General features: G+C 63.8%; 18 protein-coding genes. 4 read left to right on the top strand and 14 right to left on the bottom strand.

Features of this window, described 5'->3' with window-relative positions:
- Window positions 1-204: 204 nt before the first annotated feature.
- From AC07PQ_RS08360 to AC07PQ_RS08350, 3 genes are read left to right on the top strand one after another with little or no spacing between them, the layout of a single operon-like run.
- Window positions 205-1,449, top strand: coding sequence for an exonuclease SbcCD subunit D C-terminal domain-containing protein (locus AC07PQ_RS08360; RefSeq protein WP_062825713.1), 1,245 nt, complete (start codon window positions 205-207; stop codon window positions 1,447-1,449).
- Window positions 1,446-5,087, top strand: coding sequence for an AAA family ATPase (locus AC07PQ_RS08355; RefSeq protein WP_493184894.1), 3,642 nt, complete (start codon window positions 1,446-1,448; stop codon window positions 5,085-5,087). The genes AC07PQ_RS08360 and AC07PQ_RS08355 overlap by 4 nt, the downstream gene beginning before the upstream one ends.
- A complete protein-coding gene (locus AC07PQ_RS08350) occupies window positions 5,084-5,683 on the top strand; it encodes a glutathione S-transferase (protein ID WP_493184895.1) in 600 nt (199 codons plus the stop codon). Before AC07PQ_RS08355 ends, AC07PQ_RS08350 begins: the two co-directional genes overlap by 4 nt.
- 145 nt (window positions 5,684-5,828) lie before the next feature.
- Here the strand turns inward: AC07PQ_RS08350 and AC07PQ_RS08345 are convergent, their stop codons facing one another.
- The 8 genes from AC07PQ_RS08345 to AC07PQ_RS08310 all read right to left on the bottom strand — a co-directional run bounded on the left by AC07PQ_RS08345 (window position 5,829) and on the right by AC07PQ_RS08310 (window position 12,286).
- Window positions 5,829-6,086 (bottom strand): hypothetical protein, encoded by a 258-nt coding sequence (locus AC07PQ_RS08345; RefSeq protein ID WP_007923226.1) that lies wholly within the window; start codon window positions 6,084-6,086, stop codon window positions 5,829-5,831.
- Window positions 6,083-6,289 carry a hypothetical protein gene (locus AC07PQ_RS08340; RefSeq protein WP_493184896.1) on the bottom strand — a complete coding sequence of 69 codons (207 nt, stop codon included), beginning with the start codon at window positions 6,287-6,289 and terminating at the stop codon, window positions 6,083-6,085. Before AC07PQ_RS08340 ends, AC07PQ_RS08345 begins: the two co-directional genes overlap by 4 nt.
- A 115-nt stretch (window positions 6,290-6,404) precedes the next feature.
- Window positions 6,405-6,530, bottom strand: coding sequence for a hypothetical protein (locus AC07PQ_RS08335; protein WP_007923222.1), 126 nt, complete (start codon window positions 6,528-6,530; stop codon window positions 6,405-6,407).
- Between the two features lie 212 nt (window positions 6,531-6,742).
- On the bottom strand, window positions 6,743-6,922 hold the full coding sequence (locus AC07PQ_RS08330; RefSeq protein WP_007923220.1) for a hypothetical protein: 180 nt from the start codon (window positions 6,920-6,922) through the stop codon (window positions 6,743-6,745).
- 167 nt (window positions 6,923-7,089) lie between these two features.
- Window positions 7,090-8,262 (bottom strand): lactonase family protein, encoded by a 1,173-nt coding sequence (locus tag AC07PQ_RS08325; RefSeq protein ID WP_007923218.1) that lies wholly within the window; start codon window positions 8,260-8,262, stop codon window positions 7,090-7,092.
- The gene (locus AC07PQ_RS08320) at window positions 8,249-8,542 is read right to left on the bottom strand and encodes a DUF5629 family protein (RefSeq protein WP_007923217.1); all 294 of its coding nucleotides are present in this window, start codon (window positions 8,540-8,542) and stop codon (window positions 8,249-8,251) included. The genes AC07PQ_RS08325 and AC07PQ_RS08320 overlap by 14 nt, the downstream gene beginning before the upstream one ends.
- 271 nt (window positions 8,543-8,813) lie before the next feature.
- Window positions 8,814-11,189, bottom strand: a complete 2,376-nt coding sequence (locus AC07PQ_RS08315; RefSeq protein ID WP_009043611.1) for an efflux RND transporter permease subunit — start codon at window positions 11,187-11,189, stop codon at window positions 8,814-8,816.
- A 47-nt stretch (window positions 11,190-11,236) separates the two neighbouring features.
- A complete protein-coding gene (locus AC07PQ_RS08310) occupies window positions 11,237-12,286 on the bottom strand; it encodes a WD40/YVTN/BNR-like repeat-containing protein (RefSeq protein WP_493184897.1) in 1,050 nt (349 codons plus the stop codon).
- A gap of 394 nt (window positions 12,287-12,680) precedes the next feature.
- Between AC07PQ_RS08310 and AC07PQ_RS08305 the strand changes: the two genes are divergently transcribed.
- Entirely contained in the window at window positions 12,681-14,315 is a 1,635-nt protein-coding gene (locus AC07PQ_RS08305; RefSeq protein WP_493184898.1) for a SulP family inorganic anion transporter, read from the top strand.
- A gap of 135 nt (window positions 14,316-14,450) precedes the next feature.
- On the opposite strand, the gene pepN is transcribed toward AC07PQ_RS08305, so the two are convergent.
- From pepN to AC07PQ_RS08275, 6 genes are read right to left on the bottom strand one after another with little or no spacing between them, the layout of a single operon-like run.
- Entirely contained in the window at window positions 14,451-17,108 is a 2,658-nt protein-coding gene (gene pepN / locus AC07PQ_RS08300) for an aminopeptidase N (protein ID WP_493184899.1), read from the bottom strand.
- A gap of 13 nt (window positions 17,109-17,121) precedes the next feature.
- Window positions 17,122-17,952, bottom strand: a complete 831-nt coding sequence (locus AC07PQ_RS08295; RefSeq protein ID WP_009043607.1) for a DUF2797 domain-containing protein — start codon at window positions 17,950-17,952, stop codon at window positions 17,122-17,124.
- On the bottom strand, window positions 17,949-18,209 hold the full coding sequence (locus AC07PQ_RS08290; protein ID WP_007920905.1) for a YeaC family protein: 261 nt from the start codon (window positions 18,207-18,209) through the stop codon (window positions 17,949-17,951). Before AC07PQ_RS08290 ends, AC07PQ_RS08295 begins: the two co-directional genes overlap by 4 nt.
- Window positions 18,210-18,224: 15 nt before the next feature.
- On the bottom strand, window positions 18,225-19,097 hold the full coding sequence (locus tag AC07PQ_RS08285) for a rhomboid family intramembrane serine protease (protein WP_007920906.1): 873 nt from the start codon (window positions 19,095-19,097) through the stop codon (window positions 18,225-18,227).
- Window positions 19,094-20,071 carry a metallophosphoesterase gene (locus AC07PQ_RS08280; protein WP_493185314.1) on the bottom strand — a complete coding sequence of 326 codons (978 nt, stop codon included), beginning with the start codon at window positions 20,069-20,071 and terminating at the stop codon, window positions 19,094-19,096. The genes AC07PQ_RS08285 and AC07PQ_RS08280 overlap by 4 nt, the downstream gene beginning before the upstream one ends.
- A complete protein-coding gene (locus AC07PQ_RS08275; protein ID WP_007920913.1) occupies window positions 20,068-20,958 on the bottom strand; it encodes an NAD(+) kinase in 891 nt (296 codons plus the stop codon). Before AC07PQ_RS08275 ends, AC07PQ_RS08280 begins: the two co-directional genes overlap by 4 nt.
- Window positions 20,959-21,018: the final 60 nt, after the last annotated feature.

Raw genomic sequence — 21,018 nt, 5'->3', positions numbered from 1 at the left:
TCTATTAAAGGCTGCTCTCTTGCCTTCTGAATGGCAGCCGATAGTTGCCCTTGACGAATGACTACCTCAAGTCAAAAGCACCCTCTTCTACAGACTCCATCCACGCATCCAACCAAACCCCACACCCGATTTACCATTAAACTCTCCCCCCTCACGCCGCTCTCCTCTTCCCTGCGGCTCACCTGATTGTTTGCGGAGTTTGCCTTGCGTCTGTTTCACACCTCCGACTGGCACCTGGGGCAGAACCTCCATGGCCAGGAGCGCGATTTCGAGCATGCCTGCTTTCTTGAATGGCTGTTGCGCCAGCTGGCGCTGCACAGCCCTGATGTGCTGCTGATTGCTGGCGATATCTTCGACACGGTCAACCCGCCGGTCAAAGCCCAGGAGCGGCTGTACGACTTTATTGTCAGCGCCCATGAACAGCAGCCCGGCCTGACCATTGTGATGATCGCCGGCAACCATGACTCGGGTTCGCGCATCGAGTTGCCGGCGCCTTTGATGCGGCGTCTGCGTACCCATGCCCTGGGCCGGGTGCTGTGGCTGGACGATGGGCAGTTGGACAGCGAGCGTCTGTTGCTGCCGTTGCCGGATGCCAGCGGCGCGATTGCCGGCTGGTGCCTGGCGCTGCCGTTCCTGCGGCCGGCGGAAGTCACCGGGCCGCACCTGGGCGACGATTACCTGCGGGGCATCGGCCAGGTGCATGAGTGGCTGATCGCCGCGGCCAACGCCAAGCGTCAGCCGGGCCAGGCGCTGGTCGCCATCAGCCACGCGCACATGGCCGGCGGTTCGGTCTCGGAAGACTCCGAGCGCAGCCTGATCATCGGCAACGCCGAGGCCCTCCCCGCCAGCCTGTTCGGCCCGAGCATCAGCTACGTGGCCCTGGGGCATCTGCACAAGCCGCAGAAGGTCAATGGCGAGGAGCGCATCCGCTACAGCGGCTCGCCGATCCCACTGTCGTTCTCCGAGATCGGCTACCAGCACCAGATCCTCGATATCCAGCTCGACGGCGAGACCCTGGTCAGCGTCGAACCACGGCTGATCCCGCGGGCGGTCAACCTGCAACGCCTGGGCCCGGCGCCGCTGGCGGAGATCCTGCTGCAACTGGCCGAGTTGCCGGACATCGACCTGCTGGCCGAAGAACAGCGCCAGCCCTGGCTGGAAGTGCGGGTGCGCCTGGACGAGCCGCAGCCGGACCTGCGCCAGCAAGTGGAAAGCGCCCTGCAGGGCAAGGCCGTGCGCCTGGTGCGGATTGCCGCCGAATACGCCGGCCATGGCGGCCGCGAGGGCGACGACGGCGCCGCGCAACTGGTGGAGCTGGACCAGCTCAGCCCACAGGACCTGTTCAGCCGCGCCTGGCTGGACAGCTACGGCAGCGAGGTGGACGAACAGACCCTCAAGGACTTTGCGCAACTGCTCCAGGAAGTGCAGCACGAGGAGGAGCAGCCATGAAGATTCTTGCCATCCGCCTAAAGAACCTGGCCTCCCTGGCCGGCCCCTTTGAAATCGACTTCACCGCCGAGCCCCTGGCCAGCGCCGGGCTGTTCGCCATTACCGGGCCCACCGGCGCCGGCAAGAGCACCCTGCTCGACGCCCTGTGCCTGGCGCTGTTCGGCACGGTGCCGCGGCTGAACAATATCGGCCGCGAAACCAAGGTGCCGGAGGTCGACAGCGAAATGCTCACCAGCGACCCGCGCACCCTGCTGCGCCGTGGCACCGGCAGCGGCTACGCCGAGGTCGACTTCGTCGGTATCGACGGCCATCGCTACCGCGCCCGCTGGGAAACCAACCGCGCCCGGGACAAGGCCAACGGCAAGCTGCAGGCCAGTAAGCAGAGCCTGCACGATCTGGACAGCAATCAACTGTTGGCCAGCCAGAAGCGCGACTACGAACAACTGATCGAAGCCAAGCTGGGGCTCAACTTCGAGCAGTTCACCCGCGCGGTGATGCTGGCCCAGAGCGAGTTCAGCGCCTTTCTCAAGGCCGACGACAAGGAACGCAGCGAGCTGCTGGAAAAGCTCACCAACACCTCGATCTACAGCCAGCTCGGGCGGCGCGCCTACAGCAAGAGCAAGGACGCCGAGGAACAGCACAAGACCCTCAAGGCCCAGGCCAGCGGCATCACCCCGCTGGAGCCCGAGGCGCGGGCCGAACTGGACCAGCGCTTCGACGCCGCCCAGCAGCAGCTCAAGGCCCAGCAGGCGCAGCTCAAGCAGTTGGAGCTGCAACACGCCTGGCTCAAGGAGTTGCAGCAGTTGCAAGACCAGCAACAGAGCGCCGCCGAGCAACTGCAACAGGCACAAACAGCCTGGGAAGGCCTGGCCAGCGAACGGACCCGGCTGACCCGCCTGGAGCAGCTGGCGCCGCAACGCCATCAGTTCGCCCGGCAGGTGGAACTGAACCAGCAACTGACGCCGCTGCGCGAACAGATCCAGCAACAGCGTCAGCAACAAGGCGCAGAGCAACAACGCCAAAGCGAACTGGAGCAACAACTGAGCACGGCCCAGGCCGCGTTGCTCGCCGCCCAGGAACAGCAAAACACCAGCGCGCCGCTGCTGCGCGAGGCCTTTGCCGAGCAAAGCACCCTCGCCCATCTGGGCAAGACCTGCGGTGAAGCCGGCGAACTCAAGGACAAGCTGCAACAGGCCAGCGAACAAGGCCAGCAGGCGATCCAGGCCATGCTCGAACAGCAGCGCCTGGTGGGCGAACGCTTGCAGCGGATTGCCGAACAGTTGGAACACAGCGCCCATCTGACGCCGCTGAGCGATGCCTGGAACGCCTACCGCGATCGCCTGCAACAGCTGATGCTGGCTGGCAACCGGCTGAACAAGGGCCAGGAAGAACTGCCCGGCCTGCAACAACGGGCCGCCAGCGCCGCGCAGCAACTGGCCGCGCAACGCGATGAGCTGCAAGTGCTGTATAGCGAAGCCGGCGCCGAGCCCCACGCGGTGGCCGAACAGTTGCAGATCCTCAGTGACCTGCTGCAAGACAACCGCAAGCAACAGCGCGCCTTCGAAGAACTGGCGCGGCTGTGGGCCAGCCAACAGGAACTGGACAAACGCGGCGCGGAACTGGCGGACAAGCAGCAGGCCGCGGCGCGCGAGCGCGAAGAGCTGAACCGGATCGGCCTGCAGAGCAAGGCAGAACTCACGGTCGCCGAACAGACCCTGACGGTGACCCAACAACTGCTGGAACGCCAGCGCCTGGCGCGCAGTGCCAGTGTCGAAGAGCTGCGCGAACAGTTGCAGGACGATCAGCCCTGCCCGGTCTGCGGCAGCCACGAGCATCCCTACCATCAGCCCGAGGCGCTGTTGCAGAGCCTGGGACGCCACGACGAAAGCGAAGAAGCCAACGCGCGCAAGGCGGTGGATGAACTCAAGGAGAAACTCGCCGAGCTGCGCAGCCAGGTCGGCGGCCTGATCGCCCAGCAGAAGGAATTCCTCCAGCAACAGGAGCAGCTGGCAAGCCAGCAGCAGGCCCTGGCGCCAAGTATCGAAGCCCATCCGTTGTCGGCAGCGCTGCTCGACCAGGACGCCGGCAAGCGCGATGCCTGGCTGAACCAGCAACTGAGCCAGTTGAACCAGAGCATCCAGCAGGACGAACAGCGCCAAGGCGCCCTGCTGAAACTGCAAAAGGACGCCGGGCGCCTGCAACAGCAACTGCAAGCAGCGATCGAAGCCAGCCACGAGGCCACGCACCACCTGACCCAACAGCAACAACAGCTGGGCGCGGACCGCCAGCGCCTGGAAGAAGAGCTGTCGGCCTTCGCCACCCTGCTGCCGGCCGATACCCTCGAAGCCCTGCGCAACGACCCGGCCGCGACGTTCATGCAGATCGACCAGCAGGTCATGCAGCGCCTGGAGCAGCTCGACCAGCAGAAGGAAGAAGCGCAAGAGCAGCAACAGCGCCAGCTGGCCCTGGACAAGGAACAGGACCGCCAGCAGACCCGCGCGCAGCAACTGCAAGCCGCCCAGGAACAATTCAATACCCTGGCCGAGCAACAGCAAGCAGCCCGCCGCAAGCTCGCACAACTGCTGGGCGAACACAGCAGTGCCGAGCAGTGGCAGCAGCATCTGGAACAGGCCGTGGAACAGGCGCGCGCCGCCGAGGTGCTGGCCAACCAGCAGTTGCAGGAAGTCCGCCGCCTGCTGGTGCAGCTGGGCGCGGAACTGCAAGGCAAGGAGGAACGCCTACTGGCCCTGGAAGCCGAGCAGCAGGAACTGGGCAGCAAGATCGCCGACTGGCGCCAGCAGCACCCGGAGCTGGACGACGGCGCGCTGGAGCAACTGCTCAGCCTCGACGACCAGCAGGTCGCCGCGCTGCGCCAGCAGTTGCAAGAGCGCGAAAAGGCGGTGGAACAGGCCAGGGTCCTGGTCACCGAACGCGAGCAGCGCCTGCACAGCCATCAGGCCCAGCACGACGGCCAGCTCGACGCCGAACAACTGGCCGGCGCCCTCGGCGAGCTGCACAACCAGCTGGCCGCCAGCGAACAGCTGAGCGCCGAACTGCGCGCCCAGCAGACCGAGGACCAGCGTCGGCAAGACGCCAACCAGGCGCTGGGCGAGCAGATCGCCCAGGCCTACAGCGAATGGCAGCGCTGGGCGCGGCTCAATGCCTTGATCGGCTCGGCCAGCGGCGACACCTTCCGCAAGATCGCCCAGGCCTACAACCTCGATCTGCTGGTGCATCACGCCAACGCGCAACTGCGCCAGCTGGTGCGGCGCTATCGCCTCAAGCGCGGCGGCAGCATGCTCGGCCTGCTGGTGATGGACACGGAAATGGGCGATGAACTGCGCTCGGTGCATTCGCTGTCCGGCGGCGAGACCTTCCTGGTGTCCCTGGCGCTGGCCCTGGGCCTGGCGTCCATGGCTTCCAGCACGCTGAAGATCGAATCGCTGTTTATCGACGAAGGCTTCGGCAGCCTCGATCCGGAATCCCTGCAACTGGCGATGGACGCCCTCGACGGCTTGCAGGCCCAGGGGCGCAAGGTGGCGGTGATTTCCCACGTGCAGGAAATGCACGAGCGGATTCCGGTGCAGATCCAGGTACGGCGCCAGGGCAACGGCCTGAGTACCCTGGAGGTGAAATGAATACGTTGTATTCGTTCCGCCGTTGCCCCTACGCCATGCGTGCGCGCCTCGCGCTGCGCTACAGCGGGGTGCCGCTGGAGATAGTCGAGGTCAGCCTCAAGGCCAAGCCGGCGGCGATGCTGGCGCTGTCGCCCAAGGGCACGGTACCGGTGCTCAATGTTGACGGCCGGGTGATCGACGAAAGCCTGGACATCATGCGCTGGGCCCTGGCCCAGCACGATCCGCAGGATTGGCTCTTGAAGGACGATGGACCGGCACAGCACCGGATCGACGCGCTGATCGCGGAAAACGACCAGGTGTTCAAGCAGCACCTCAATCGCTACAAATACGCCGAGCGTTATCCCGAGCAGCCGATGGAGCATTACCGCGGCCAGGGAGAAGTATTTCTACAGCAGTTGGATGGACTGTTGAGCCAGCACGATTACCTGCTGGCGGACCACCCAAGCCTGGCGGACATGGCCCTGGCGCCATTCGTGCGGCAATTCGCCCATGTCGATCGCGAGTGGTTTGCGCAGACGCCTTACCCGCATTTGCAGCGCTGGTTGCAGCGGTTCCTGGAGTCGGAGCTGTTTGTCGCGGTCATGGCCAAGGCCTGAACTTGCCCTCCCTTCTTTTGTAGGAGCGAAGCTTGCTCGCGAAAAAACACAACGATAACGCGGTGTGACGGATACATCGCCGCTGCGCGGCTATCGCGAGCAAGCTTCGCTCCTACAGAAGATTGTGTTGTTTCGAGAGTTGCATTCAGGCCAGCACACTGCACATCCGCAACGCCGAGCAATCGACGCTGAACGGGCCGAAGAACGCGGCCTTGGGTTTGGCTGGCGGGTTGCCGGCCAACAGGCCCAGGGCCTTGGCGGTTTCGATGTTGTGGGCGATGTTGTGATTGCATTCGATGGCCCGGGCCAGCGAGCCCGCCGAGCCCTGCCCGATCCCCAGCAAGGACGCGCCATTGGTCATGAACGCCAGGACGGCAATGACCCAGAACCTGCGTCCTTTCATAGCAGCGCCACTCCCGCATCCGCAGGGTGTTCGGCGGCTTGCGCGCGGTGCTCGAACTGGATGGCCGGGTAAGCGACCTGGATCGGCGGTTGCACTGCCGACGGGGTCTGGACCGAGAGGCTGACCAGGAGGACCATGGCCAGGTACAGGCCAATGGCGACATAGGCGCCGCGCTTGGCAGAGGTGAGAATCGAGTGGGCCATGGTGGTCTCCGTGGGCATATTTGCGTGCCCACAGAATCCGTTAAAAGCGCCCGCCGCAGAAACCACCTCGATGCATAGTCACCATCAGTTGGATTGATCGTGAATCCGCGGCCAATCAATCCTCAAGCAGGGTCAGCATGCGCTCGCGGGAGGTTTCCGGCTCGCCTTCGACGGGCTGGGCAGCCGAGAGAATCGGGGTGGAATAAAGAAACAGAAGAACCACTGCCAGACGCATCGCCATGCTGTCGATCCTTGGGAAGGAGGAGTCAATTAATTAGCGTCAAATTTAAACATATGGCGATATGACATTACCAAGCTAATTTGCCTGGCATGAGGGAAAATGTCGCATACAGGTGATGCAGGAGCGACATCACTGCCGGTCCGCTGGATGAACGAGTCCATCCAGGGAAGCCAGTGACTTCGCTCCTGCATACCTGGGCGTTGCGGGGAATTTCAGTGTTGGATCTTGTGATCCAGCGCGGCGTAGAAGTTGGCGCTCTGTTGCAGGTATTTCTGGGTGTAGGTGTTGGTCGCGGATTTTTTCTCGCTGATTTCCACGTTGGCGCTGGCTGGCAGGGCCACGGTAGCGGAGATGGCGGAAGCGGCGATCACGGAGAAGAGATTGAAGTTCATTGGGTAACCCTCGTATGCAGTCGGCTTGTTTGCCCGGAAGCCTTGATGCGCCGGGCCGTGAAGCAAAACTACGCCCGAGGGTTGGCGGGTTGAAATCTTTTCCAGCAGTAGCAGATATCAGCGTCATTAATAGAAAGGCTCAGGCCCCGTCAACCGGGGCCTGTGGCTTATTGACGCACCAGGAACTTGATATCGCTGGGTGAATCGAACGGCAATTTCTGCACGGTCTTGCCGAGGAAACCGGTCTTGGCGTCGCGCTCGATCACCACGATTTCGTTGCTCTTCTGGTTGCCGATCAGCACGTACTTGTTGCTCGGATCGAGGCTGAACTCACGAGGGTGATCGCCCTCCACCGAACGGCGCTGGATCTCCTTGAGCTGGCCGGTGGCTTCGTCGATGGCGAACACCAGCAACTGATTGGCCGTGCCGCGGTTGCTCACGTACAGGTACTTGCCGTCTTTCGAGGCATGCAGCGCGCCCGCCGCCTTCTTGTCCTTGCCACCACTGGTCAAGTCGAGGATCTGTTTCTGGCTCAGCTTGCCGTCCTGGTAATCGAACATCACCACCTGGGCGCTCATTTCCAGGGTCAGGTAGGCGTGCTTGCCATCGGCGCTGAACAGCAGGTGGCGTGGGCCGCTGCCCGGCGGCAGCTCGACGAACGCCGGCTCGGCCGCGGTCAGGGGGCGTTCGGCGTTGGCCTTGGGGTCGTAGCGGTAGACGAAGATCTTGTCCGCGCCCAGGTCGCTGGCGAACACGAACTGGCCGTCCGGCGACGACACCACCGAATGCACGTGGGCCGCCACCTGGCGCTCGGGGTTGACCCGGCTGCCTGGGTGGCTGCTGAGCTGGACCACCGGCGACAGCTTGCCATCGGCGCTGACCGGCACAACCGCGAGGCTGCCACCCGGATCTTCGACCACCGAATAGTTGCTGACGAACAGGTAGCGGCCATCGCCGCTCAGGCTGGAATGCGTCGGCTCGTTGCCCAGGCTCTGCACCTGGTTGATCGGGCTCAGCTTGTGGCCCTTGGCTTCGATGCCGAAGCTGCTGACCCGGCCGATCGGGTCGGCTTGCCCCGGCCCGTTCTCGTTGACCACGAACAGCTGTTTCTGGTCCTTGGACAGGGTCAGCCAGGACGGGTTGGCGCTCTTGACCACCTGCAGCGGCTTGGCGTCGATCTTGCCGGTGCGGCCATCGAACTTGAGGCGGTAGATGCCTTCGCTCTGGCCCTGGGTGTAGGAACCGACCAGCAGTTCCTGGGTCTCGACCGGCGCGGCCTGCACGGCCATGGCGCCGACACTGCCAGCCATCAGCAGTGGCCAGAAGTTACGCATCCTCATGTTCATCCTCCTCATCGTTACGGGCACTGAAAGCACTCATGCACACCAGGCGGTGCTCACCGGAATCGCCGACGATGGTCCAGCTCTGCAGGGTATCGTCGAAGGTCGCGGCGTTGACCTGGGCCAGGCTGAAACTCCAGCGCTTGGCCACGCGGCCGTCCATGCATTCGATCAGCAGCTGTTGGTCGTCAAGGGTGAAGTCGAAGGCATGCAGCCCATCGATTTCCAGCATGTCGCAGGCTTGGAGGGCAGTCAGCAAAGTGTCTGTAGCGGCAGTCATGGTCGTCAGTCAGCAATGGAAAGCGGCCATGATAGCGGGTCCGGCGCGGCGCGGCTGTAGTGGCATTGCAAAGTTCGCGCGCCCCATTGCTACAAACCCTGTAGCCGCTGGCGAAGCCTGCGCCAGGGCCGAAGGCCCTCCTGGGCCCGGAAGACCGCTGCGACCGTGCCGATCGATCGCAGCCTCGCGGGCTCGGCAGCGGCTACAGGCCATGGAGGCGGGCAATAAAAAACCGCGACCTGGGTCGCGGTTTTGGTTGACGCCTCGAAGCTTAGTGGGCGAACAGCGAGTTGCCCTTCTGCCCCGCCAGTTTCTCCGGCTTGATCAGGAACCGCGCCAGCGCCGGCAGCAGCCACAGCGCGCCGAACATGTTCCACAGGAGCATGAAGGTCAGCATCAGGCCCATGTCGGCCTGGAACTTGATGGCCGAGAAGATCCAGGTAGCCACGCCGATGGCCAGGCACAGGCCGGTGAACAGCACCGCCTTGCCGGTGGATTTCAGGGTCTGGTAGTAGGCCTCCTGCAACGGCAGGCCGGCACGCAGGAAGCTTTCCAGGCGGCTGTAGATGTAGATCCCGTAGTCCACGCCGATCCCCACCCCGAGCGCCACCACCGGCAAGGTCGCGACCTTGACGCCGATGCCCATGAACGCCATCAGCGCGTTACCCAGCACCGAAGTCAGCACCAGCGGCAAGACGATACACAGGGTCGCCGCCCAGGAGCGAAAGGTGATCATGCACATCACCGCCACGCAGATGTACACCAGCACCAGGATGGTCAGTTCCGAGCGCTTGATCACTTCGTTGGTGGCCGCCTCGATCCCGGCGTTACCCGCCGCCAGCAGGAACTCCAGGCCCTCCTTGTTGTGCTCCTTGGCGAACTCCTGCACCGCATGCACCGCGCGGTCGAGGGTCTCGGCCTTGTGGTCGTTGAGGAAGATCAGCACCGGCGCCAGCGAGCAGTTGTTGTTGTACAGGCCGTCGGCCCGGGCGATGGAGTTGTTCAGCACATCCGGGTTGCGCGACAGGGTTTCCCATTTCAGGTTGCCCTCGTTCATGCCCTTGATCATCTGCTTGGACACGGTCACCAGGGAAATCGCCGACTGCACGCCCTCGGTGTTCTGCATCTTCCACATCAGCTCGTCGATCGGCGCCATGGCTTCATAGCGCGAGCAGCCTTCGGAGGCGGTCTTGACCATCACCACCAGCACGTCGGAACTGGTGGAGTAGTTGTTGATGATGAAGTTGTTGTCCTTGTTGTAGCGCGAGTCCGGACGCAGTTCCGGCGCGCCCTGGTCGAGGTCGCCGATCTTCAGGTTCTGGCTGTACCAGAGGCCGCCACCGAAGGCCAGCAGGGCCAGGAAGATCGACACCGGGGCGACTTTCGGGCTGGCGAAGTTAGACAACAGGCGCCAGAACGGATGCTCGCGGGTGGCGTCCTTCTTGCTGCGCTCGATCGCACGCTTGCTGATGCCGACATAGGAAATCGCCACCGGCAGCAGGATCAGGTTGGTGAACACGATCACCGCCACGCCGATGGACGCGCCGATAGCCAGTTCGCGAATCACCCCGATGTCGATGATCAACAGGGTGATGAAGCCCACGGCGTCAGCGAGGATCGCGATCATCCCTGGCAGGAACAGCTGGCGGAAGGTGCGCCGGGCCGCGGTCAGGGCGTTGTCGGCACCGCTGGATTGCAGGGCGATACCGTTGATTTTCTGCACGCCGTGGGAAATGCCGATGGCGAAGATCAGGAACGGCACCAGCATCGAATAAGGGTCGAGGCCAAAGCCCACGGCGTGCATCAGGCCCAGCTGCCAGACCACCGCCACCAGGGTGGTGATGAGCACGGCGATGGTGCTGCGGATGCACCAGGTGAACCAGTACAGCAGCACCAGGGTGATCAGGAAGGCGACGCCAAAGAACATCACCACCATGATCAGCCCGTCGATCAGGTCGCCGACCTTCTTGGCGAAACCGACGATATGAATCTTCACATTGGGGTTCTGCGCCTCGAACTTGTCGCGGATCTTTTCCTCAAGCTCGTGGGAGAACTTCTGGTAGTCCAGGGCCAGCAGCTTGCCCTGGTCCTCCGGGTCCGGGTAGGACTCCAGCAGCGGGATGTCGACGATGCTCGACTTGAAATCGTTGGCCACCAGGCGCCCGACCTGGCCCGACTTGAGCACGTTGTTGCGCAGCAGGTCGAGGCTGTCGGCCGAGCCGTTGTAGCTCTGCGGGATCACTTCGCCGCCGGCGAAGCCTTCCTCCGTCACTTCGGTCCAGCGCACGCTGGGGCTCCACAGCGACTTGAGGCCCGAGCGGTCGACGCCGGAGATGTAGAACACCTCGTCGTGGATCTGCCGCAGCGTCTCCATGTACTCCTTGGTGAAGATGTCGCCGTCCTTGGCTTCCACCGAGATGCGCACGGTATTGCCCAGGTTCGCCAGGTCATTGCGATGCTCCATCATCTTCTCGATGAAGGGATGCTCGAGCGGGATCATTTTTTCGAAGCTGGTGGACGGTTTGATCAGCGTGGCCTGCCAGAACAGGAAAACGCTGACCAGCAGGCAGATGACGATCACTGCCGGGCGGTTGTTGAAAATCAGACGCTCGAGAAACGTCGCCTTGTCGGTTTGATGACTGCTCATGGAAGTGTTCCCGCCTTCTTATTATTGGCCCGGCTTGCTTGCCCTGATTATTTTCCGAGATCGGCGCCATTCGCCGAGGTCGAGCGCACACCGCCCTGCCCCGCCAGAATCAGGTTGCCATTGCCGGCTGCGGTCACCGCTGCCAGGGAGATCCGGTCCGGACGGTTGTAGACGCTGAAGGTCAAGCCGTTGTCGGTGCTGCGCACCACGCTGCCGCCGTTGCCGACGATCACCAACGAGCCGTCGTCCAGCAGCGTGGCGCCGGACAGGCCGAACTCCAGGCTGCCGCGGGCCGCCTTGAGCTCGACCTGCTCCCAGGTGCTGCCGAAATCGGTAGAGCGATAGAGGTTGCCGCGCAAGCCGTAAGCCAGCAGCGTGGCGGGCTGGGCGGTGCCGATCACGCCGAAGAACGAACCTTCATAAGGGCCTTCGAGGCGTTCCCAGGTCTGCCCCCAGTCGGCGGAGCGGAACATGCTGCCCTGCTCGCCGACGATGAACAGGCCGGAATCCTTCACCGCGGCGATGGCGTTGAGGTGGTATTGGTCTTCGTTGTCCAGGCGGTCGCTGGCGTCTTCCCAGTGCTTGCCGCCGTCGGTGGTGGCCAGCAGCGCGCCGTAGGCACCCACGGCAAAACCGTTGAGGGTGTCCTGGAACCACAGGTCCAGCAGCGGCGCTTCGCGCTTGAGGTCTTCGAATTGCTTGGTCCAGGTCAGGCCGCCGTCTTCGCTGGCGAGCACCTGGGCATCGTGGCCGACGGCCCAGCCGTGCTGGGCATCGACGAAATACACCGCGGTCAGCAGCTGCCGGGTCGGTACCTTGGCCTGGGTCCAGGTCTGGCCCTGGTCGTCGGAATAGAGAATGTGCCCGCGATCGCCAACGGCGACCAGGCGCGAACCGGCATGCACGACATCGAGCATCAGGCCCTTGCTGGCCTTGGCCGATTCGGTGGAGTAGACAGTGTCCGCCGCGGACGCAGCAGCCTGGACCGGGGCCGGCAACAGGGCGACCCCCAACAGCGAGAGCGCTGTAGCCAGCAACGCAAATCTGCGCAAGGCCGGCGGGCGGCAGGAACTCACACCCATGACAGGCTCACTCATAGACCTTTCCCCCATTTATTATTGTTAGGTCGTTCAACCTTTACAGGGCGCCGTTCGGGGCATGGGATCCAGGACACCGTCCTGAAACCTGCAATCTAGAGCCCCTTCGGAAGCTGACCTATCCTATCGGGCTTTAGAAACGTCTGACAATCGACGCCACGTTATCTTTTGTTAACCACCGTACCCTGCCTGGAACCTGACTGCTCAGTCGATACTGAGGCAACGTACGAAGCGTAGCTGAGGCTGGAACACCAACGCCGCGGACTGCGCCCCTCGATCCCCAAGCATCTGCAGCCGATAGCCGCGCAAAGACTGATTCAGGCCATGGGCCGCGCCCCTTGGCTTGGCTATGATTGAGCTGCGTGGTCTGCAAGCCGGACTTCAGGAGTGAGCCATGATTGCCATACGCGAGGCGTGGAAAGCCGGATTGCTGGGACGCGCGCACTGGGCCCGCAACCTGGTGTCCGGGGTGATTGTCGGCGTGGTGGCGCTGCCGTTGGCCATGGCCTTCGCCATCGCCTCCGGGGTCAAGCCTGAACAGGGGATCTACACCGCCATCGTCGGTGGCCTGCTGGTGTCGCTGTTCGGCGGCAGCCGCTTGCAGATCGCCGGGCCCACCGGAGCCTTTATCGTGATTCTGGCCGGGGTCACCGCCAAGTACGGGGTCGACGGCCTGCAACTGGCGACCATGATGGCCGGGATCATCCTGTTCCTGCTGGGCATCAGTCGCCTGGGGGCCCTGATCAAGTTCATCCCGGACCCGGTGATACTCGGCTTTACCGCCGGGATCGGGGTGATCATCTGGGTCAGCCAGTGGAAGGATTTCTTCGGCCTGCCCGCCGTCGGCGGCGAGCACTTTCACCAGAAGCTCTGGCACCTGTTGCAGGCCCTGCCCGACCTGCACCTGGCCACCACCCTGCTGGCCCTGCTCAGCCTGGCATTGTTGTGGGGCGTGCCCAGGGTCGCGCAGCTCAAACGCCTGCCCGCGCCCCTGGTCGCCATGACCCTGGCCACGGCCCTGCAGTCACTGTTCCAATTCGACGGCGTGGCCACCATCGGCAGTGCCTTCGGCGGCATTCCCCAGGGCTTGCCGGCGCTGCAGTTGCCCGAGATCAGCCTGCCCCGGGTGCTGGATCTGATCGGCCCGGCCTTCGCCATCGCCATGCTCGGCGCCATCGAATCGCTGCTCTCGGCGGTGGTGGCCGACGGCATGGCCGGCACCCGCCACGACTCCAACCAGGAACTGATCGGCCAGGGCATCGCCAACCTGGCCACGCCGCTGTTCGGCGGATTCGCCGCCACCGGCGCGATTGCCCGCACCGCGACCAATATCCGCAACGGCGGCAGCAGCCCGCTGGCGGGCATCGTCCACGCGCTGGTCCTGGTGCTGATCATCCTGTTTCTCGCGCCGCTGGCGGCCAATATCCCGCTGTGCGCCCTGGCCGCGATCCTGTTCGTGGTGGCCTACAACATGAGCGAGCTGCACCACTTCAAGCGCATGGTGCAACGGGCGCCCCGGGCGGACGTGGCGATTCTGCTGGCCACCTTTACCCTCACGGTGTTCAGCGACCTGGTGATCGCGGTGAATATCGGGGTGATTCTGGCGATGCTGCATTTCCTGCGGCGCATGGCCTCCTCGGTGGAGGTGCAACAGGTGGTGGAACAGGACCTGCAACACGAGCTGCACGGTAACGGCCAGTTGCATCTGCCACCGGGCGTGCTGATCTACACCATCGAGGGGCCGCTGTTCTTTGGTGCCGCGGAGACTTTCGAACGAGCGCTGGCCCAGACCCACAGCGACCCGCGGGTGCTGATCGTTCGCCTGAGACACGTGCCTTTCATGGACATCACGGGCTTGCAGATGCTGGAGGAAGTGATTGGCCAGCTGCATAAACGCGCGATTGTGGTGAAGCTGTGCGAAGCCAACCTCAAGGTCCACACCAAGCTTGAGCGGGTCGGCATCCTGCACGCCATCGGCGCGCAGAACTATCACCCTGACCTGAGCAGCGCCCTGACCACCACCCTGTAGCCGCTGCCGCAGGCTGCGAACGGCCCGCAGGGACGCAAGAGGCTGGACGGGAGATGTCAGGCAAGCCCCTGCGGGGCTTTTCGCAGGCTCGGCAGCGGCTACAGCTGTCGAGCCTACATAGGCCCAAGCCCGGGGTCAGGCGAGGCTTTTGCTCACGACCTCAAAGACATCGCTGGACAGCTCGCCGGAAGCACGAATGCGCTCCAGCTCGCCTTTCATCAGCGCCTGGCGGGCGCTGTCGTATTTGCGCCAGCGGGTCAGCGGCGCCAGTTGCCGCGAGGCGATCTGCGGGTTGAAGCCGTTGAGCTGGATCACCAGGTCGGCCAGGAAGCGATAGCCGGAGCCGTCCGCGGCGTGGAAGTTGATCAGGTTCTGGCCGGCGAAGGCGCCGATCAGCGCGCGCACCTTGTTCGGGTTCTTGATGTTGAACGCCGGGTGCTGCATCAAGGCCTTGACCCGCTCCAGCCCGCCCGGCAGCGTGCTGCCGGCCTGGACGCTGAACCACTGGTCCATGACCAGGGCGTTGTCCTTGAAGTGCTCGGCGAACACCGCCAGGGCCTTGGCCTTCTCGGCCTCGAACGGCGAGTTGACCAGCACCGCCAGCGCGGTCAGGCGCTCGGTCATGTTGTCGGCGGCGTCGAACTGTTCGATGGCGGCCGCCAGCACTTGCGGCTTCTCGGTGAGCATCAGGTACGACAGCGCGATGTTTTGCAGGGCGCGGCGAGCGAAGTGCTCGGACTCGGCCACATAGGCGGTGGCCTTGGAGACCTCGCGATTGGCCTGGTAACGCTTCCACAATGCATCGAACAGGCGGTCGGCCAATTGCTGCCGGGCGAACTCGCGCGCCACGTGAATGGCCTCGACATCCGCCACTTCGCTGATCTCGGTCAGGTAGGCCTCGCCCGGCAGCGAAAGCATTTCCGCGACCATGGCCTGGTCCAGGCTGTCATCGGCCAGCAGCGTGCCCAGCGCGGTGACCAGACGCTGGTCCAGCACCAGCGCCTGGCCCTGCTGATGCTGGGCAATCAGGTCTTGCAGCACCTGCACCGCCAGTTGCTGGCCGGCGTCCCAACGGTTGAAACCGTCGCTGTCGTGCTGCATGAGGAACATCAGCTGGTCGCGGTTGTACGGGAAGCTCAGCTTCACCGGCGCCGAGAAGCCGCGGAGCAAGGACGGCAGTGGCTGTTCGGCGATGTCGACGAAGGTGAAGGTCTGCTCGGCTTCGGTCACCGAGATCACCCGCGAAGTGCCTTGCGCGGCGGCTTCGCCAGCCAGACGCAGGGCAATCGCCGCGCCCTGGGAGTCCAGCAGGCCCAGCTCGACCGGAATCACGAACGGCAGTTTTTCCACCTTGTCCGGGGTTTGCGGGCAGCTCTGGCGGAAGGTCAGGCTGTAGGTCTTCGCCGCCGCGTCATAGGCCTCGCTGACCGCCAGGCGTGGGGTGCCGGCCTGGCTGTACCAGCGCTTGAACTGGCCCAGGTCGATGCCGTTGGCGTCTTCCATGGCCTTGACGAAATCGTCGCAGGTCACGGCCTGGCCGTCGTGGCGTTCGAAGTACAGGTCGCTGCCCTTGCGGAAGCCTTCGGCGCCCACCAGGGTGCGGATCATGCCGACCACTTCCGAACCCTTCTCGTACACGGTCAGGGTGTAGAAGTTGGAGATCTCGATAAAGCTTTCCGGGCGCACGGCGTGGGCCATGGGGCCGGCGTCTTCGGCGAACTGGTGGGTGCGCAGGTAGGCCACGTCCTGGATGCGCTTGACCGTGCGCGAGTTCATGTCCGAGGAGAAGCCGGCATCGCGGAATACCGTGAAGCCTTCCTTGAGCGACAGCTGGAACCAGTCGCGGCAGGTCACGCGGTTGCCCGACCAGTTGTGGAAGTATTCGTGGGCGACGATCGCCTCGACCCGCTGGTGCGCGGCGTCGGTGGCGGTTTCGGCGCGGGCCAGCACGGCGCTGGAGTTGAAGATGTTGAGGCCCTTGTTCTCCATGGCGCCCATGTTGAAGTCGTTGACCGCGACGATCATGAAGATGTCCAGGTCGTACTCACGGCCGTAGGTCTGTTCGTCCCAGCGCATGGACTTCTTCAGGCTGGTCATGGCGTGCTGGCACTTGTCGATGTTTTCCGGCTCGACGTAGATGCGCAGCGCGACTTCGCGCTGGTTCATGGTGGTGAAGCTGTCCTCGACGCACCACAAATCGCCCGCCACCAGGGCGAACAGGTAGGCCGGTTTCATGAACGGGTCTTCCCAGGTCGCCCAGTGCCGGCCGTCTTCGCCCGGCCCGCTGGCGATCGGGTTGCCGTTGGACAACAGCACCGGATAGCTGTGCTGCTCGGCCACCACGGTGGTGGTGAACTTGCTCATCACATCCGGGCGGTCGAGGTAGTAGGTGATCTTGCGAAAGCCCTCGGCCTCGCACTGGGTGCAGAACATGCCGCCGGACTTGTACAGGCCTTCCAGGGCGGTGTTGCTTTCCGGGTGGATCTTGACGCTGGTGTCGACGGTGAAGGATTCACTGGTCGGCTGCAGGGTCAGGTGGTTGGCGCTCAGCTGGTAATCCGCGGCTGTCAGCTCGCGATCGCCCAGGGACACCGACAGCAGCTCCAGCTGCTGGCCGTCGAGCACCAGCGGCGGCAGGCCAGCGCCATGCGCCGGGTTACGGCGCATCACCAGTTGCGCATGGACCAGGCTGTGGTCCTCGAACAACTCGAAGGTCAGGTGCGTTTCGTCGATCAGGTACTCGGGTGCCTGATAGTCCTTCAGGTAAATCATCTTCGGTTGTTCGGTGCGCATGCGGCGAATCCTTCTACTGATGCACGGCGAGCTGGTAGGCCGTGTATTTACGAATGTTGATCACGCCGGTATCGAAGATCAGGTATTGGCCCTTGATCCCCAACAGCGTGCCTTCGGCAATCGGGTTCTTGTCCAGGTTGAAGCTGACGATCTTGGCCGGGTACTGCTTGACCGGGTAGCGGATCTCGATCGGCTCGACATCGCTGACCGGTTGGATCGCCTGCAGGCCGAAGCGTTCCTGCAAGGCGCGCAGGCCCTCGGCGCAGGAAGCGAACAGCTGGTCGCGCACTTGCGCCAGGTCCACCGCCTCGGCGTCACCCTTGAGCAAGGCGCGCCAGTTGGTCTTGTCGGCCACCTGGGTGCGGAACAGGTCCTCGACGAAACCGGACTGCTGGCGGGTCGCCACGCGCATGATCGGCAGCGCCTGGCTGGCGCCCTGGTCGAGCCAGCGGGTCGGCAGCTGGGTGGCGCGGGTGATGCCGACCTTGATCCCCGACGAGTTGGCCAGGTACACCACGTGGTCGGTCATGCAGAACCGCTCGCCCCAGGACGGCTCGCGGCAGGTACCGGCGTCGTAGTGGCAGCGTTCCGGGCTCATGATGCAGATATCGCACTGGGCCAGCTTGGTCATGCACGGGTAACAGTAACCCTGGCTGAAGCTGGTCTTGGTCTTGCGCCCGCAATGGGTGCAGTGGATCGCCCCCAGGTATTCCAGGCGCACGGTGCTGCCGATCAATGGGTTGACCGGCACCTCGGTGTCGCCAAGGCGAAAGGCATACTGCACGTCCGCCCCGTCCAGGCGCGCCGACATTTTACTGATGGAGCCACGGCCGATCTCGATCAATGGATGGCATCCGACTTGAACAGGATGTTCGGCACTTCGATCGACTTCGACGCACACTCTTGCGGGCCCATGTAGCCGGTGCGCTGCTCTTCGGGCAGGTTCTGCATTTCCCAGGCGATCATCGCCTGCAGGGACAGCTCGCGCTGCTCGGCGGTGAGCTTGCGGCCATCGGACCATTTGCCGATCTCTACCGCCAGCTTCAGGCTCTGGTAGATGTCCGGGGTGATGTTTTCAATCATTTCAACAAACGACGACATAAGCGGTCTCCAGCATTAGAGGGCCAGTTTACGGCGACTGTACAAGCCGCCCAACAAACCTGTGAGGCATCCGACGAGCAACCCACCGACGTGGGCGGCGTTGGCGATTTCACCGAAGCCGATCACCGAGATCAGCCCCGACAGACAGATCAGCAACCACACCAGCATCATCGCCAGGACTCCTCGAGGCAGGCGATAGGCCGGGTTGGGCGACAGCAACTGATAGATCCAGCAATGCCCGAGCAGGCCGTACAGCACGCCGGACAAGCCGCCGAACAGGCTCGGCCCGCTGAACAGGTATTGCGCGTAGTTCGACACCAGGCTGAACAGCAACGTCAGGCCCAGCAGGTTGATGCTGCCCTGGCGCTGTTCGATGCGCCGCCCCAGCTCCCAGTACCACATGCCGTTCATGGCGATGTGCAGGAAGCCGAAGTGGATCAGCATCGGCGTGACCAGGCGCCACCACTGCCCCGCCGCCAGGCTGTCGGCCAGGGGCGTGAACTGGATGTAGTCGCCAACCACGCGAAATTCCAGGAAGGTCAGCCAGCGCAGGGTGCCGAGGTTTTCGCCAAGCAGGGTCAGGGCTCCGACGATCAGGCTCAGCAGCAGGATCAGCGCGGTGGCCGGGCTACGGCGCAATTGCTCGACGAACCCCGGCCGGCGCATGGCGGCGCCGGCCTCGGGGATGTCCAGTTGCTGCTCGGGGTCGCCCGCCGGAAAACGCTCGTACAACGAACGCACATCCTCGCTGATGGCGTCCGGCACCCAGAGCACCTGCTCCCCCGCTTCCTCGCTGACCCGGTGCGGCACCTGCATGCGCTGCAACAACTTGACGAAGCCACTCAGGTCCACATTCAACGGCAGACGCAATACTGCAACAGCACTCATGGCAAGGACTCCTCCGGCCGCTCGACATAGACCCAGACGAATTTATCCGGGTCCAGGCGGGTTTCCTGGTCCAGGCGGTAAGCCACCAGCTTGCCGTAGAGCACCGCGCTGTAATCCAGGCAGGCCAGGTTCGAGCGAATCGGCGCCGGTTTGCCGCTGCGCCAGTAATGACCGACGAACAGCAACGGCTCATCGACGCCGTAGCGCAGCAGGTTGTTTTTCTCCGCCGAGGACAGCGGCGTGCGGGCCACCGGCTCGGGCAGCGCGTCGGGCTGGAACACGATGTCGCCGTAGGTCTGCGGGTCGTCTTCCCAGAACTTGGTGCGGAAGAACGAACGGGTCAGGCCATCGCCGCTGGTCATGGTCAAGCCATGGGGCAGACGCATGTCGGTGCCGCGCAGCAGGCGGTCGAACACGTTATTGGCGAAACTGCCGGGGATCGCCGAGGCCTGAAGGAAGTGCTCGTCGATGCAGCCATCGGGGTATTGCGCCCGCAGCGGCTCGATCAGGCCGGCGTCCCAACAGGCATGCACCACGCGAAAACGCCCGGCGTCGACGAACAGCGGCATCTTGTAGAACCAGGCGAGGAAATCGTGCCAGTCGTTGGGGTACTGCTCGAATTGCGCCAGGGTCTCGTTGATCAGGCGGGCATGGCGCGGCGTGTGTTCGCGCACGAAGTGCTTGCCGCCGCCGGGCGCTGCCGGGGTGACCCAGCCCAGGGCGTTGAACTCATGGTTACCCATGACGCACAGCGCCTGGCCGGCCTCGACCATGTCGTGGACGATGTGCAAGGCTTCGCGGATCCGTGGGCCGCGGTCGATGATGTCGCCGAGGAACACCGCCATGCGCGACGAATGCCGCCAGACGCCGCCCTGCTTGCGATAACCGAGCTTGTCCAGCAGGTGCTCAAGGGTCAGGGCGCAACCGTGCACGTCACCGATCAGGTCGTAGCTACGCGCGGGATCGAGCATCAGTCGCCTCCACCACCCAGTCGACTGCCCCAGCCGAGCTTGGTCCGGCAGACCTCGTAATAGTTGTGGTCCAGCGGGTGGATCAGGCGCAGTTTCTGGGCCTTCTTGCTGACGGTGATGGTGTCACCGGGGGCACAGGTGAAATGGTTCTGCCCGTCGCAGGAAACCTGCGGGTAGATCTGCATATCCTTGGACACGACGATTTTCAGCTCGCTGTTGCCATCGACCACGATCGGCCTTCCCGACAAGGTATGGGGGTACATCGGCACAATCACAATGGCGTCGAGCTTGGGATGCATGATCGGCCCGCCGGCGGACAAGGCGTAGGCGGTGGAGCCGGTCGGCGTGGCGACGATCAGGCCGTCGGCCTTCTGGCTGCAGACGAACTGACCGTCGATGTAGATCTCGAACTCGATCATCCGCGTCGACTTGCCCGGGTGCAGCACCACATCGTTGAGCGCATCGCCCTGGCCGATGGCTTCGGCGTGGCGCCGTACTTCGGCCTGCAGCAGGAAGCGGTTTTCCACCAGGTAGTGGCCATCGAGGACCTCGGCGACCTTGACTTCCAGCTCGTCCGGACGAATGTCGGTGAGGAAGCCCAGGCTGCCGCGGTTGATCCCCAGCACCGGAATGTTGTGGCGCGCCAGGGCACGGGCCGCGCCCAGCAGGCTGCCGTCGCCGCCGACCACGATCACCATGTCGCAGACTTCGCCCAGCAGCTTGCGCGAGGAGGTCTGCAGGCCGTGGCCGGGCAGGACTTCGGCGATGGTGTCTTCGAGGATCACATGCAGGTGGCGGGCGAGCAGAAACTTTTTCAGTCGGCGAACTGTGTCCAGCACCTGCGAACTGCCCAGGCGACCGATAATGCCGATATTGCGAAATTGCTCCATGGGGCTCCTGCAGGGGTTCTGGGACGGGCAAAGCAGAGATTATGGGCGAAAGCCGGCCAT

The organism is Pseudomonas sp. GW821-FHT09E12 (genome assembly GCF_059416085.1).
This window is presented reverse-complemented; position numbering and strand designations above follow the sequence as displayed.